Source organism: Micromonospora sp. 15K316 (assembly GCF_004348525.1).
Taxonomy (GTDB): Bacteria; Actinomycetota; Actinomycetes; order Mycobacteriales; family Micromonosporaceae; genus Micromonospora.
Window position 1 is genome coordinate 1 of record NZ_SMKG01000145.1, and the last position, 14,914, is coordinate 14,914.

A 14,914-nucleotide genomic window follows, 5' to 3' on the forward strand; every position below is an offset into this window, starting at 1 on the left:
CACCCGCCCACCCGTCCAGCGAAGGGGTGACCTCATGACCACGCTGGCCGAGCGCTCCGACGTCGGACGCCCCGGGCGCTCCCGTCGCCCGGGTCGCTCCCGATCCGACCGGACCGCCGTCTACCTGCTGCTGCTGCCGTCGCTGCTGCCGATCCTGGTGCTGTCGGTCTTCCCGCTGCTGCGCGGCATCTACCTCGGCTTCACCGACGCCCGAGCCGGACGCAACGTCGAGGTCACTTTCACCGGCCTGGAGAACTACCGGCAGCTGCTCGGCGACGAGCTCTTCTGGAACTCGTTCAAGATCGGTCTGCTCTGGGCCTTCGGGGTGACCGTGCTCCAGTTCGTGCTCGCCCTCGGGCTCGCCCTGCTGCTCAACCAGCAGCTCCGGTTCCGGGGCGTGGCGCGGGTGCTCGCCGTGGTGCCGTGGGCGATGCCCCCGGTCGTGGTCGGCATCCTCTGGAAGCTCGTCTACCACCCGGACGCCGGTCTGCTGAACGAGTTCCTCCACCGCATCGGCGCCGACGGGCTGCGGGCCAACTGGCTCGGTGACTTCAGCACGGCACTGCCTGCGGTGATCATCGTCGGGGTCTGGGCCGGCATGCCGCAGACCACTGTCGTCCTGCTCGCCGGGTTGCAGGGGGTCGCCCGCGAGCTGCACGAAGCCGCGGCGGTCGACGGCGCCAGCGCCTGGCACCGGTTCCGGCACGTGACCCTGCCCGCCCTGGCCCCGGTCATCGTCGCGATCACCTCGCTGGACTTCATCTGGAACTTCAACTCGTTCGGTCTGGTCTACGTGCTGACCGCCGGCGGGCCGGGCGGCAAGACGATGCTGCCCATGCTCTTCGCCTACGAGGAGGCGTTCCGCTACGGCAACTACGGCTACGCGGCCGCGCTCGGCAACGCCATGGTCGTGATCATCGTGGCGCTGCTCGCCATCTATCTCCGCCGCCGAATGAGGGAGGCGAACTAGTCGTGACCAGAGCGATGAGTGAGCTGGGGCGCCGGGTGGTCCTGATCGGAGGCGAGCATGTTCGGTAAGCCGAGCCGCGCCGGGCGGGCCTTCCAGTACCTGGCCCTCGCCGGCTACCTGATCTTCCTCGGGTTCCCGCTGATCTGGCTCCTCTCGACGGCGTTCAAGCCGCCGCGCGAGCTGGTGCAGCTGCACCCCACGCTGATCCCCACCCACCCGACCACGCAGAACTTCGTCCAGGCCTTCACCGAGCAGGAGCTGGGCCGGGCGGCCCTGAACAGCCTCCAGGTCTCGCTCGCCTCGGCGGTGCTGACAGTGCTCGTCGCCATGCCGGCGTCGTACGCCCTCGCCCGGTTCCGCTCGAAGCTCGGCACCGTGGCGCTGGGTTGGGTGCTGCTGTCCCAGCTCTTCCCGTTCGTGCTGCTGATCATCCCGATCTTCCTCGTGCTGCGGCAGGCCGGACTGGCCAACACGCACGCCGGGCTGGTGCTGATCTACGTGGTCTGGGCGTTGCCGTTCGCGCTCTGGATGCTCCAGGGCTTCGTCCGCAACATCCCGCGCGAGCTCGAGGAGGCCGCGTCGGTGGACGGCGCGACCCGGACGCAGGTCCTGCGCCGGGTGGTCTTCCCGCTGCTCGCCCCCGGTCTGGTGGCGACGGCGCTCTTCTCCTTCATCTCGGCGTGGAACGAGTTCTTCTTCGCCCTCGTGCTGATCAAGACCCCCGAGCTGGCGACCCTGCCGGTCGCGCTGGCCCGGTTCGTCGGCATCGAAGGCACCGCACGCCTCGGGCCCCTCGCCGCCGGATCACTCCTGGCGACACTGCCCAGCCTGATCTTCTTCGCGTTCATGCAACGCCGGCTCTCCTCCGGCTCGCTCGCCGGAGCGGTCAAGGGCTGATCCCGTCCCCCACCACCACCAAGGAGGTACACCCCCCATGCTTCGCACCCGATTCCGCCGACTCGCCGCGGCCACCGCGGTCGCGGTCGTCGGCCTCGGCATGATCGCCGCCTGCGGAGACGGCGGCGACGACGAGGCCACATCCGGTCCGGTCAAGCTGCGCTTCCTCAGCCTCGCCTGGCAGAAGGAGTCACTGAAGGCCAACAAGGACCTGGTCGCCAAGTGGAACGCCGAACACCCGGACATCCAGGTCGAGTACGTCCAGGGCGACTGGAACTCGGTGCACGACCAGCTGCTGACCTCGTTCGAGGGCGGTGACGCGCCGGACATCGTCCACTACGAGGCGGCGTCGATCGGCGAGTTCAGCAAGCAGGGCTACCTGACCGACCTCTCCGACCTGCTCTCCGACGACTTCAAGGGTCAGATCGACAAGGGGATCTGGGACACCTCGACCTTCGACGGCAAGGTCACCGGCGTCCCGTTCCTGCTGGAGTCGCAGGTCGTCATCGCCAACAAGAAGCTGCTCGACGCCGCCGGCGTGCCGGTTCCCCCGGCCGACGGTGGCTGGACCTGGGACGAGTTCCAGGCCAACGCGCAGAAGCTCACCAAGCCCGGCCAGTTCGGCGCGGCCTGGGCGCTCAAGTCGCCGACCAACCGGGTGCTGAACCTCGCGTTGAACTTCGACGGCAAGTTCTTCTACACCGACGGCGGACGTACCGAGGTCAAGGTCGGTGACGCGGAGAAGGAGGTTCCGAAGCGGATCCACGACATGCTCTACACCGCGAAGTCGGCCTCCCCGGAGGCGCTCGGCATGAGCGGCGCGGACACCCTGCCCGGCTTCTTCGGCGGTAAGTACGCGATGCTGCCCGGTTCGGTGTCCCTGCGCCAGCAGATGGTCGAGCAGGCGCCGGCCGGTTTCGAGTGGGTCACCCTCCCGCCGATCAAGGGCCTCTCCGCCATGCAGGCGGCGAACCCGCAGACGCTCTCGGTCTCCGAGGACTCCAAGCACAAGAAGCAGGCCACGCAGTTCCTCGAGTACTTCCTGAACCCCACGAACATGGCCACCCTGGCCAAGGGGGACTGGCTGGTGCCGACCGGCAAGCAGGCCAACCAGGAACTCGTCACGCTCACCGGCGGCAAGCAGGGTTGGGACGTCGCCGCGAACAGCGCCGCCGACCTGACCGTCGCCCCGTTCCAGCTGGCCGACGGCTACCCGGAGTGGAAGACCAAGTACGCCACCCCGGCCCTCCAGCAGTACTTCGCCAACAAGATCACCCTGGATCAGCTCGCCACGCAGCTGGTCGACGGTGGCAAGCAGGTTCTGAGGTAAGCACATGTCACTCTTGCTCGACACATCGGTCGGAAGCCTGGTCGGCGCGGCGGTCGGTGACGCCCTCGGCGGCGCCACGGAGACCGCTCTGCCGGAACAGATCCGCGCCCGGTTCGGCGGCTGGGTCGAGGGCATCGTCCCCCCGTACCACGCCGACTGGGCCACCGCACGGCCACTCGCGCCGTACCACAAGGGCGACGGGCACATCACCGACGACACGTTGATGACCCACGCCCTGGTCCGCGCCTACGCGGCCAAGCGCGACCACCTCGACGCGTACGACGTGGTGGACCTGCTGGTGCCCGACCTGATCGAGCGGGTGGTGTACATCCCCGACCTGGAGCGCAACGGGGTGACCTTCCACCGCCTCGCGGCCGCCGAGCGGTGGCTGGTCACCCGCCTGCACCACGCCCACGTGGACCCGCGTGAGGCCGGGGTCGGCAACATCGTCAACTGTGGCGCGGCCATGTACATGGCCCCGGTCGGCATCGTCAACGCGGGCGATCCGGCCGGGGCGTACGCCGAGGCGGTGGAGATCGCCGGGGCACACCAGCACAGCTACGGGCGTGAGGCCGCGGCGGTCTTCGCCGCCGCCGTCGCCGCGGCGGCCACCCCCGGCGCGACCGTCGAGGACGTGGTCGCCGCGGCCCTGGACCTGGCCCGCGACGGGACCCGGGCGGCCATCGACGCGGTGGTCAAGGAGGCCCGGGCACACCGGGACTGGAAGGCCGCGATCCCCGCGCTGCGGGCCGCGGTGGCCCCGTACGACACGGTGGGGGAGGAGTACCGCAGCCCCGGTCTGGGCGCGCGTCGGCCCAGCCGGCTGCACAGCATCGAGGAGTTGCCGGTGGCGATCGGCATGCTGGTGGTGGCCGGCGGTGAGTACCGCGCGGCGGTGCTCGGCGCGGTGAACTACGGCCGGGACGCCGACTCCACCGCCACCATGGCCGGCGCGATCGCCGGTGCGCTCGGCGGTCTCGCCGCCGTCCCCGCCGAGTGGGCCGAGACGGTCGCCACCGCGTCCCGGACCGACCTCGTCGAGCCGGGACGGGTGCTCGCGGCCGTCGCCGGTGAGGTCTTCGAGCGTGACCAGAGCCGGTTCGCCCGGCGGGCCCAGCGGTTCGCCGGGCTGGCCGGCGGCACGCCCGGCGTGCCCCGGCAGGGGGACCCCGTCGAGGGAGCACCGGCCCGATGAGGATCACCTGGGTGCAGCCCGAGGACCTGCTGCCGCACGAGCTGGCGGCGAGCAGCGACGAGGGACGTGACGTCGCGGCGCTCGCGCAGCGGTGGCGGGCGGCCGGCGGAGACCTCACCCCGCCGGTGAGCGGCGCCTCGCCGGCCCCGGCCACACCGGAGCTGCGGGCCCTCGCCGGGGAGCTGCTGGACGCCGCCGACGCGCTGCCGACTGTCGACGTCGGCGACGAGCCGGACGACCTGGCCGGCCTGCGGGCGTCCTGGCCGGCGAGCTGGTCCCTGCCGACCGAGGTGTCCTACGACCGGCTGCACGGCGGGTGGCTCGGCCGGGCGGCCGGCTGCCTGCTCGGCAAGCCGGTGGAGAAGATCCCCCGGGAGGGCATCCGGGAGATTCTCACCGCGACCGGTCGCTGGCCGCTGCGCGACTGGTTCACCGCCCAGGGGCTCCCGGCCGAGGTCGCCGCCCGCTGGCCGTGGAACCGCCGCAGCGCGCCGACCAGCCTCGCCGAGAACATCGACGGCATGCCCGAGGACGACGACCTGAACTACCCGCTGCTCGCGTTGCGGGTACTGGAGACCCACGGGCGGGGCTTCAGCAGCGCCGACGTGGCGCAGGCCTGGCTCGACTGGCTGCCCGGCGGGCGGGTGTTCACCGCCGAACGGGTGGCCTACCGCAACCTGCTGCTCGGGTACGCCCCGCCGGAGAGCGCGCGGCGGCACAACCCGTTCCGCGAGTGGATCGGCGCCCAGATCCGCACCGACGTGTACGGCTGGGTCAGCCCCGGCCGGCCGGACCTGGCCGCCGAGCTGGCCGTCCGGGACGCCGTGGTCAGCCACGTCCGGGGTGGGGTGCACGGGGCGGTCTGGGCCGCCGCGCTCGCCGCCGCCGCGCCGGTCGCCACGGACGTGGACCAGGTGCTCGACGCGGCCGAGGCGGTCCTGCCGCCGCGCAGCCGCTTCGCGTCCACCGTCCGGGAGGCCCGTGCCCTCGGCGCGGGCGCGGACGCCTGGGAGAAGGTGGTCGACGAGCTGTACGCGCGGCACGGCCACCTGCACTGGGTGCACGTACGCAACAACGCCGCGCTGGTGGCCGCCGCCCTCGCGTACGGGCGGGGTGACCTGGAGACGTCGATCTGCGCGGTGGTCAGCGGCGGCTGGGACACCGACTCGAACGGCGCCACGGTCGGCGCGGTCACCGGGGCGCTCACCGGCGCGTCGGAGCTGCCGGCCCGCTGGGTCGCGCCGCTGCGCAACCGGTTGGCGAGCAGCATCGCCGGCTTCGACGGGATCGGCTTCGACGAGCTGGCCGAACGTACCCGGGTGCTGGCCGGAGCCGGGTCGTGAACCGTCCCGGCGCGCCGCGGATCGAAGGGAGGACGGCGTGAGCGCACGAGTGGTGGTGGTGGGCAGCACCAACCTGGATCTGGTGGTCACCGCCCCGCAGCTGCCCCGCCCCGGCGAGACGGTGCTCGGTGAGGACTTCCGCACCGTCCCCGGCGGCAAGGGCGCCAACCAGGCGGTCGCCGCGGCCCGGGCCGGCGCGGCCTGCGACTTCGTGGGCGCGGTCGGCGACGACGAGTTCGGCGCGCAGCTGCGGGCGAGTCTCGTCGGCTCCGGTGTGGACGTGGGGCGGCTGCGCACCGTCCCCGGAGCGTCGGGTGTCGCGCTGATCGCGGTGGACCGCTCGGCGGAGAACTTCATAGTGGTCGCCCCCGGCGCCAACGCCGCGCTCACCGACCTGACCGCCGAGGACCGGGCGACCATCGCGGCGGCGGACGTGCTCCTGCTCCAGCTGGAGGTGCCGCTGCCGACAGTGATCCGGGCGGCCGACTGGGCCCGGGCCGGGGGCACCACGGTGGTGCTCAACGCCGCCCCGGCCGCCGCCCTCCCGACCGAGCTGCTCGACCTGGTCGACGTGCTCGTCGTCAACGAGCACGAGGCCGCCACCGTGGCCGGCGTGATCTCCGACGAGCCGGCCGTCCTGCTCCACGCCCTGCTGGAGCGGGTGCCCCGGGTGGTGCTGACCCTCGGCGCGCGCGGCGCCGCGTACGCCGACCGGCGCGGTCGGCGGCTCGACGTCCCGGCGCCGCTCATCGACGCGGTGGACACCACCGCCGCGGGTGACGCGTTCACCGGCGCGCTCGCCGTCTCCTGGGCGGAGCGGGGCGGCGACGTCGGCGAGGACGGTGTCGCGGCGAGCCTGCGCTGGGCGTGCGCCGCCGGCGCCGCCTGCGCCCAACGCCCCGGCGCGTCCACCGCGCTGCCGCAGCGGGCCGCCATCGACGCCTTGTACGACGCGACCTACCGAGGTGCTTCGTGAGTTTCAACCCGTACGTCCCGCGCCCGATCGACCGGTCGACCCCGGTGCCGCTCGACGACGACACCGACCTGACCGCGCTGGACGAGGCGAAGATCTTCGCCGCGCCGGACGACCCGGCGCGGTGGCCCGCCTGGCGTGCGCAGCTGACCCGGTGGCGGGTCGACGCCCGGCAGCGGCTCGGCTACACCGGCAGCCACTACGACGAGATCACCGGTGACTGCTTCTCGGTCTGCCTGGCGTGGCTCTGGGACGAGACGCTCTACGACCACGAGCGGGGCGTCTTCACCGTCGAGGCGTTCCTCGACGGCGCCGAGCGGGACTTCGGCGGTTTCGACGGGGTGGTGCTCTGGCACGCGTACCCGGTGATCGGCCTGGACGACCGCAACCAGTTCGACTGGTACCGGGACGTGCCGGAGCTGCCCGAGGTGGTGCGCGCTTTCCAGGCCCGCGGGGTGCGGGTCTTCGTCGACTACAACCCGTGGGACACCGGCACCCGGCGCGAGCCGGGCAGCGACGCGGAGGAGGTCGCCGCGCTGGCCGGCAAGCTCGGCGTCGACGGGGTCTTCCTGGACACCCTCAAGGAGGGCGCCGGCGAGCTGCGGGCCGCGCTGGACGCCGTCCGCCCCGGGATGGTCCTCGAGGGCGAGAGCCGGGTGCCGCTGGCCCGCATCGGCGACCACGCGATGTCCTGGGCGCAGTGGTTCGCCGACTCCGACGTGCCCGGCGTGCTGCGGGCCAAGTGGTTCGAGCGCCGGCACGTCCTGCACCACACCCGCCGCTGGCACCGCGACCACCTCGACGAGCTGCACTCGGCCTGGCTCAACGGCGTCGGCGTGCTGGTCTGGGAGAGCGTCTTCGGCGTCTGGGTCGGCTGGAACGAGCGGGATCGCGCGGTCCTGCGCGCGATGCGCCGGGTGCAGGCCAGCCACGCCGCGTGGCTGCGCTCCGAGGAGTGGGTCCCGCTCGCCGACCACCCCGGCTCCGGTCAGGTGTACGCCTCGCGGTGGACCCACGACGGTGAGCCGCTGTGGACGGTGGTGAACCGGGGCGCCGACCACGACGGGGCCTGGCTCGTCACCGACGCGCGGGACGGGCGGCGCTTCGTCGACCTGGTCACCGGCGCCGAGCTGACCGTCACCGAGGCCGGCGACGGCCGGGTGAGCGTCGGCGGCCCGCTGCCCGCCGGGGCGATCGCCGCCGTCGTCGCCACCGGCGCGACCGTCGAGCGGCACGCCCCGCCGGTCGGCGACCCCTCCTTCCCGGCCCGCGCCGCGGTGCGCGTCCGTACCCCGTGGGCGCCGCGCGCCGAGGTGCCGGCGGGCCTGGTGGCCGTCGACGCCGGCCGGCGGGAGCTGACCGTCCGGCACCGGGTGCGGGAGACCGGCCTGTACGGGGAGACGCCGTACGTCGACGAGTGGAAGCCGCTGCCGCCGAGGCTGCACCACACCGGCACGCTGCACCGCACCGCCACGCTGGGCCGGTTCGCCATCGCCGTGCACGAGGTCACCCACGGCCAGTACGCCGAGTTCCTGCGCGCCACCGGCTACCGGCCGGTGCGCCCCGAACGGTTCACGGCCGGGCAGGGGCCGGCGGACGCCCCGGTCACCGGGGTCGACCTCACCGACGCGCGGGCGTACGCGGCCTGGGCCGGGTTGCGGCTGCCCACCGAGGACGAGTGGCAGGTGGCCGCCGAGGCGGGGCTGCTCGCGCGCCGGGAGCCGCTGGTGTGGAACCTGACCGAGAGCGAGCACACCGACGGGCGTACCCGTTTCGTCATCCTCAAGGGCGGCGCCGCATACCGGGCCGACGGTTCGGACTGGTACTTCGACGGCGGCCCGCAGCCGCCGGAGGTGTCGGTGAAGCTGCTGCTCACCGGCGCCGGCCTCACCCGCTCCGACCAGGTCGGGTTCCGGGTGGCCGCGGACCTCCCGCCGGCGGTGTCGGGGGAGGTGGCGCGGTGAGCGCGCCGCTGGCCGGGGTGAAGGTCGTCGACCTGGCCACGCTCTTCGCCGGGCCGCTCGCGGCGGCCTTCCTCGGCGACTTCGGCGCCGACGTGATCAAGGTGGAGCATCCCACCAAGCCGGACCCGTCGCGCGGCCACGGCCCGGCCAAGGACGGCGTCGGGCTCTGGTGGAAGGTGCTCGGCCGCAACAAGCGGACCGTGACCTGCAACCTCTCCGACCCGGAGGGCGCGGCGCTGCTGCGGCGGCTGCTCGCCGACGCCGACGTGCTGGTGGAGAACTTCCGTCCGGGCACGCTGGAGCGGTGGGGCCTCGGCCCGGCCGAACTGCACGAGGTGAACCCGCGGCTGGTGATCGCCCGGATCAGCGGCTTCGGTCAGGTCGGGCCGTACGCCCGCCGGCCGGGCTTCGGCACCCTCGCGGAGGCGATGAGCGGTTTCGCCGCGGCGACCGGGGAACCCGACGGGCCGCCGACCCTGCCCCCGTTCGGGCTGGCCGACTCGGTGACCGCGCTCGCCGCCGCGTACGCCGTGATGCTGGGCCTGCGTGCCCGGGACGCCGGCGGCGTCGGGCAGGTGGTCGACCTCGCCATCATCGAGCCGATCATGGCGATGCTCGGCCCGCAGATCACCTGGTACGACCAGCTCGGCTACATCCAGCCCCGGTTGGGCAACCGCTCCAACAACAACGCTCCGCGCAACACGTACCGGTGCGCCGACGGTCGCTGGGTGGCGATCTCCACGAGCGCGCAGAGCATCGCGGAGCGGGTCGTCCGGCTCGTCGGCCGCCCGGAGCTGGTCGACGAGCCGTGGTTCGCCACCGGCAGCGGCCGGGCCGGGCACGCCGACGAGCTGGACGCCGCCGTGGGCGCGTGGGTGGCGCAGCGGGACCGGGACGAGGTGGTGGCCGCGTTCGAGGCGGCGCAGGCCGCGGTCGCCCCGGTCTACGACGTGCGGGACATCCTCGCCGACCCGCAGTACGCGGCGCTCGGCACCGTCCGCAGCGTGCCGGACGAGGAGCTGGGCCAGGTACGGATGCAGAACGTGCCGTTCCGGCTCTCCGAGACGCCGGGGGAGATCCGCCACGCCGGGCGCCGGCACGGTCAGGACACCGACGGGGTGTTCGGGGCGCTCGGGCTCAGCGCCGACGAGCTGGCCGCGCTCCGGGCCCGCGGGGTGATCTGATGCTGCTCACCTGGCTCTACGTACCCGGCGACCGGCCGGACCGGTTCGCCAAGGCAGTCGCCTCGGGGGCCGACGCGGTCATCCTCGACCTGGAGGACGCGGTGGTCGCCGGGCGCAAGGCGTACGCCCGGGATGCGGTAGCCGAGTTCCTCGCCGAGGAGCACCCGGTGCCGGTGCAGGTGCGGGTCAACGAGTTGACCGGTCCGGACGTCGACGCCGACCTGACCGCGGTGGCCAATCGCCCCGGGCTGGCCGGGCTCCGGCTGCCCAAGGTGGAGTCGGCAGCCACGGTGGTGTCCCTCGCCGGCCGGGTGGACGTGCCGCTGCATCCGCTCGTCGAGTCCGCGCTGGGGCTGGAGGCCGCGTACGCCGTCGCCTCCGCCCACCCGGCGGTCGCCTCGCTCGGTCTCGGTGAGGCCGACCTCCGCTCGGATCTCGGGGTGAGCGACGACGCGGGGCTGGCCTGGGCGCGCGGCCGGGTGGTGGTCGCGGCCCGCGCGGCCGGTCTCGCCCCACCTGCCATGTCGGTCTACGCCGACGTCGTCGACGCCGACGGGCTCGCGGCCTCGTGCGCGGTGGGGCGGCGGCTCGGTTTCCTCGGCCGGGCCGCGATCCACCCGCGGCAGTTGCCGGTGATCGTCGAGGCGTTCCGGCCCGGCGAGCGGGAGGTGGCCCGGGCGGTCGAGCTGCTCGCCGCCGTCGCCGACGCGCAACGGCGGGACTCGGGGACCGTGGTGCTGCCGGACGGCCGGTTCGCCGACCGGGCGATGGTGGCCGCCGCCCGACGGATCGTCGACCTGTCGGCGCGCTACGCCGCCTGAAGACCCCCCGCCGAACGTCCCGACGTCGTGGCGTCCGGCGGGGCCTGACCGCGTCGCGCAGGCCCGGTGAGCGGGCGGGACCTGCGCGACGCGGGCAACCGGTCAGCCGGCGACCGGTACCGGTGCGGTCGCCCGCCGGCGGATCAGCGTCGTCGCGGCGCCGAGCACGGCCACCGCGCCGCCGATCAGCAGGACCGCGTCGGCGCCGTGCGCCGAGAAGCCGCTGGTCTGGCCGGCCGGCAGCAGGCTGGAGGCGATCGTGACCGCGCCGGCCACGCCGAGGGCGGAGCCGACGTAGCGGGCCGTGTTGTTGGCGCCGGAGCCCATGGCGACCCGGTCCGGCGGGACGCTGGCGACGGCGAGCCGGGCGAGCGCCGCGTTGAGCAGTCCGCTGCCCGCGCCGGCGATGAGCAGGCCCGGGATGGTGCGGGCCCAGGAGTGGGCGTCGGCGTAGCCGAGCATGGCCAGGTAGCCGACGGCGGTCAGCAGGAACCCGAGGGCGAGCTGCCGGGTCGGCGTGGTGCGGGTGCCCAGGTGGCGCATCTGGTTGCTGACCACGAACGAGGATCCGGCCCAGACGAAGGCCAGCCCGGCCGTGCCGAGCGCGCTCACGCCGATCAGCTGCTGGACCAGGGTGGGCAGGACGGTGCTCGGGCCGAGCGCGGCGAGCCCGGTGAAGAACGCGCCGAGGGTGGCGATCCGGAAGTCCGGCCGGCGGAACAGGGCGAGGTCGAGCATCGGGGCTCGGCCGCGAGCCTGGACCACCACGAAGGCGGCGAGCAGCAGCACGCCGAGCACCAGCGGGACGAGCACCCCGGGCCGGAGCCAGCCGGTGCGTCCGGTGGTGACGGCGACGAGCAGCAGCGCCAGGCCGGCGCCGAGCGTCAGCACTCCGGGGACGTCGATGTGGGCGGCCCGTCCGGCGCGGGACTCGGTGAGCAGCCGCCCGCCGAGCGCCGCCAGCAGCACGGCCAGGGCGGCGAGGATCAGGTAGAACCAGCGCCAGCTGGCGATCGAGGTCAGGCCGGCCGAGGCCAGCGGGCCGAGTGCGATGCCGGCGCCGAGCATCGACGCCCAGCGGGCTGTGGCGTGGGCCCGCCCCTGAGCGGTGTGGAAGGCGTGTCCGAGCAGGCCCAGCCCGGCGGCGAGGATCGCGGCGCTCGCCACCCCCTGCACCACCCGCGAGGTGATGAAGGTGGCGGGGTCGGGCGCGACGGCGCTGCCGACCGTACCGACGGCGAGCAGGGTCAGGCCGGCGCGGAAGACGCGGCGGCGCCCGAAGTCGTCACCGAGGCTGCCGGCGACCAGCAGCGTGGCCGCGAGCCCCAGGGTAATCGCGTTGATCAGCCAGGTCTGGGTGGTGAGGCCGGCCCCGAGGCCCCGCGCCGTCTGCGGCAGGACCGCCACCGGCGCGGTGTAGTTCATGAGGACGAGCAGGGTCGCGGCGCAGACCGCGAGCAGGGCCCGGGAGTCGGAGCGGGACGCGTCCGGCGGCGCGGACGGCGCGGTGACGCCGGCGGTTGTCGACATGCGGTGACCTCTCGGTTCGGTGAGCGAACCGACAGTAGCAGTGATGGTTCGTTGAATGAACTGACTGGGGGTAGGATCACAGCATGGCACTGGGGAAGAACTACGAGGGGCAGAACTGCTCGCTGGCCCGGGCGCTGGAACTGGTCGGCGAGCGGTGGACGCTGCTCATCGTCCGCGACGCCTTCTACGGCGTACGCCGCTACGGTGACTTCCTCGCGCACCTCGACATCCCCCGGGCCGTGCTCGCGGACCGGCTCGCCACCCTGGTCGACGCGGGTGTCTTCGAGCGCCGCCGCTACCAGAACTCCCCGCCCCGCGACGAGTACCTGCTCACCGACCGGGGCGTCGAGCTCTGGTCCGTGGTCTACCCGCTGTGGAGCTGGAGTGAGCGACACTTCGGCGACGCGGAACCGCTGCGGACCTTCCGGCACGCGGCCTGCGGCACCCAGCTCGACCCGGCCGGCCGCTGCCCCACCTGCGGCGGCGTCGACGTGTCACCCCGTGACGTCGAGGCCCACACCGGGCCGCGCATGCCGGCGCAGCCCCGCCGGGATCCGGTCAGCGTCGCGCTGCGCCAGCGCCCGCACCGGCTCCTCCAGCCGCTGTTCTGAGCCGACCGGCCCGACCGGCTCGGGTTGCCCGGCCTCGACCGGGCCGGCCCCGACCGGGCCGATGATCGACTCGCCATCCATGATGTCGGGGCGTCACGCGGCCCGGACACCCCAATATGCACGGACCCCGAGTCGATCAAGCCTTAACGGAGGGCTCGACCTGCCCGGTGTTCGGGCCGGCGAACCGGGGCTCGCTGCCCGCTACGGCACCCGGACGGGTGGGGCGAGCTGATCGAGGCGGGTCAGTTGGGCGGTGCCGTCCTCGGCGACGGTGGCGGCCAGGGCGGTGGTTGCCGGGTGGGCCCCGGACCCCTGCTCGGCCCGGGCGATCCGTACGGCCTGCGACAGATGTGCGCGCAGGTGCCGGGCGACCAGCCGGTGAAAGGCCGAACCCTCCGCCGCGCGCAGAGCGGTCAGCTCCGTCTCGGTGATCATGCCGGGCATGTCGTGACCCTCGTGCGGATTGGTGGCCGGCGCTCCGGACTCGGCCAGCAGCGCGCGGGAACGGGTCAGGTCGGCCCGTTGGCTCTCCTCGACCCGGACGGCCAGCGTGCGCCAGGCCGCGTCGGTGGTCCGGGCAGGCACCAGATCGAGCACCGGCAGAAGGCGCTCGTTCATCGCCACGGTGAGTTGGAGCCAGGCCACGTCGGTGGGGCTGAACGCGCCGCTGGTCGCGCCGCCGGCGACCGCGCCGGTGGTCGCGCCGCCGGGCGGTGCGCCGCCGGAGGGTGCGCCGCCGGTGGCGCCCGGCACGGCGTCGGCGGTCACGGGGCCGGGGCGGCCGGATGTCGGATCCCCGGACCGCTCGGTCGCGGCGCAGCCGGTCAGGAGCAGCGCCATGGCGAGCAGGCCGCACGGTACGGCGAAGCCGGGGCGCATCGCATCTCCTCTCCGCGGTGGCGGCGGACCCCGTGCTAGCGGGTCCGCCCCCACCGTCCGGCGAAACCGTCCGGTCAGATCGGCTGCCCGTCGTGGCCGCACTTGACGACCGGGCGGATGCAGTCCCGGACCCGGCGCTCCATCTCCGCCACCGGCCAGGCGTTGAAGAAGTCGCCGTGCATGGTGTAGCCCGGGCCGGAGGCGAGCCGGAACTGCGACGGATCACCGCTGACCGGGTAGCGGAGCACCTGCCGCAGCTTCGGCACCGGCACCGGGTGGCTGGCCGGGCAGGCCTGGTTGACCGGGTAGGCCATGTGGCTCTTGTGGTCGGGAGAGTCCAGGTCGCGGCCGTTCCAGCACTGCGGGAAGTCCAGGTACGACTCCAGCATGGTCCCGGCCGGGCAGTTCACGAAGTCCTTCGACGGCGGGACCTGCCCGGCGTGCAGGCACGACCAGCGGGCGATGCTGTCGTTCGGGCCGGTGGCCCGGGCGTTGCCGGCCACGATCCGCAGCCCCTGCGGGATCGGTTCGGTGCGGGCGACGACGTCGCTGCGTACGCCCTCGCCCAGGTAGTAGAAGGTGGAGATCACCGGCTCCACGGCCACGTTGTTGCGGTACAACGTCGGCACCCAGTACGACGACGTGTCCACCTGCGGGTTGCACGTGGTGGGGGAGATCAGCAGGTCCGGCAGGGTGGTGTGGGCGTTCGTCACCGTGCTGCCGAAGAAGCTGTGCATGTGCGACGCGCCGGGCAGCCCCGGGAAGATGATCGGGTCGTCCGGCAGGCGGTGGCTGTACGAACAGTCGGCGGGGAACTCGGCGACCCGGATGACGTTGACACCCGCGTCGGTGTCGGCCCGTGCGGTGCCGGCCTGTGCGGGGTCCGCCTGTGCCGTCGTGGAGACGCCGTAGCTGCCGAGTAGTACCAGCAGGGCGCCGAGCGCCGTGGCGAGGCGCAGCCGGCGGCGGATGCCGGAGCGGGGTGAGGCCCTGTCCATCTCGTGACTCCTGTCGGGTGGGTCAGGGACGGGTCCGGCGCCGCCGCCGAAGGCGTCGGAGATCCCTGGCCAGGACTGGTGGTGGTGATGCCGAGCGGTGAGAGAGCGCTCTCTCGCCCCCAGCGTCAACCCGAAGTCGACAGTTGTCAATATCTGGCTCGGCCGTGCAGCGCCAGGAGGCGAAAAGGGCCGACCCCGGATGCGGGGTCGGCCCTTCTC

The 14,914-nt window shown here is 73.7% G+C and carries 13 protein-coding genes; 10 read left to right on the forward strand and 3 right to left on the reverse strand.

Annotated features, from left to right (window positions below; all coding sequences use genetic code 11):
* The 9 genes from E1211_RS22730 to E1211_RS22770 form a co-directional block, all read left to right on the forward strand.
* Positions 1-970: carbohydrate ABC transporter permease (locus tag E1211_RS22730; RefSeq protein ID WP_371686192.1), on the forward strand; the 970-nt coding region annotated here is incomplete at its 5' end.
* 57 nt (positions 971-1,027) lie between these two features.
* Positions 1,028-1,867: a carbohydrate ABC transporter permease gene (locus E1211_RS22735; RefSeq protein ID WP_132351041.1), complete on the forward strand. Its 840-nt coding sequence runs from the start codon at positions 1,028-1,030 to the stop codon at positions 1,865-1,867.
* Positions 1,868-1,904: 37 nt separating this feature from the next.
* Positions 1,905-3,197 carry a sugar ABC transporter substrate-binding protein gene (locus tag E1211_RS22740; protein WP_132351042.1) on the forward strand — a complete coding sequence of 431 codons (1,293 nt, stop codon included), beginning with the start codon at positions 1,905-1,907 and terminating at the stop codon, positions 3,195-3,197.
* A gap of 4 nt (positions 3,198-3,201) precedes the next feature.
* Positions 3,202-4,392 (forward strand): ADP-ribosylglycohydrolase family protein, encoded by a 1,191-nt coding sequence (locus tag E1211_RS22745; RefSeq protein ID WP_132351043.1) that lies wholly within the window; start codon positions 3,202-3,204, stop codon positions 4,390-4,392.
* Entirely contained in the window at positions 4,389-5,735 is a 1,347-nt protein-coding gene (locus E1211_RS22750; protein WP_132351044.1) for an ADP-ribosylglycohydrolase family protein, read from the forward strand. The genes E1211_RS22745 and E1211_RS22750 overlap by 4 nt, the downstream gene beginning before the upstream one ends.
* A gap of 37 nt (positions 5,736-5,772) precedes the next feature.
* Complete coding sequence (locus E1211_RS22755) at positions 5,773-6,711, forward strand: ribokinase (RefSeq protein ID WP_132351045.1); 939 nt, start codon at positions 5,773-5,775, stop codon at positions 6,709-6,711.
* Entirely contained in the window at positions 6,708-8,672 is a 1,965-nt protein-coding gene (locus E1211_RS33495) for an SUMF1/EgtB/PvdO family nonheme iron enzyme (RefSeq protein WP_132351046.1), read from the forward strand. The genes E1211_RS22755 and E1211_RS33495 overlap by 4 nt, the downstream gene beginning before the upstream one ends.
* On the forward strand, positions 8,669-9,856 hold the full coding sequence (locus tag E1211_RS22765) for a CaiB/BaiF CoA-transferase family protein (protein ID WP_132351047.1): 1,188 nt from the start codon (positions 8,669-8,671) through the stop codon (positions 9,854-9,856). The genes E1211_RS33495 and E1211_RS22765 overlap by 4 nt, the downstream gene beginning before the upstream one ends.
* The gene (locus E1211_RS22770; protein ID WP_132351048.1) at positions 9,856-10,677 is read left to right on the forward strand and encodes a CoA ester lyase; all 822 of its coding nucleotides are present in this window, start codon (positions 9,856-9,858) and stop codon (positions 10,675-10,677) included. The genes E1211_RS22765 and E1211_RS22770 overlap by 1 nt, the downstream gene beginning before the upstream one ends.
* A gap of 102 nt (positions 10,678-10,779) precedes the next feature.
* On the opposite strand, the gene E1211_RS22775 is transcribed toward E1211_RS22770, so the two are convergent.
* Positions 10,780-12,207 carry an MFS transporter gene (locus tag E1211_RS22775; RefSeq protein ID WP_132351049.1) on the reverse strand — a complete coding sequence of 476 codons (1,428 nt, stop codon included), beginning with the start codon at positions 12,205-12,207 and terminating at the stop codon, positions 10,780-10,782.
* Positions 12,208-12,290: 83 nt separating this feature from the next.
* Between E1211_RS22775 and E1211_RS22780 the strand changes: the two genes are divergently transcribed.
* Complete coding sequence (locus E1211_RS22780) at positions 12,291-12,818, forward strand: helix-turn-helix domain-containing protein (protein ID WP_132351050.1); 528 nt, start codon at positions 12,291-12,293, stop codon at positions 12,816-12,818.
* Positions 12,819-13,019: 201 nt separating this feature from the next.
* On the opposite strand, the gene E1211_RS22785 is transcribed toward E1211_RS22780, so the two are convergent.
* Together E1211_RS22785 and E1211_RS22790 are read right to left on the reverse strand one after the other, a co-directional pair.
* The gene (locus tag E1211_RS22785) at positions 13,020-13,697 is read right to left on the reverse strand and encodes a DUF305 domain-containing protein (RefSeq protein WP_132351051.1); all 678 of its coding nucleotides are present in this window, start codon (positions 13,695-13,697) and stop codon (positions 13,020-13,022) included.
* Between the two features lie 74 nt (positions 13,698-13,771).
* Positions 13,772-14,695 (reverse strand): DUF1996 domain-containing protein, encoded by a 924-nt coding sequence (locus E1211_RS22790; protein ID WP_132351052.1) that lies wholly within the window; start codon positions 14,693-14,695, stop codon positions 13,772-13,774.
* Positions 14,696-14,914: the final 219 nt, after the last annotated feature.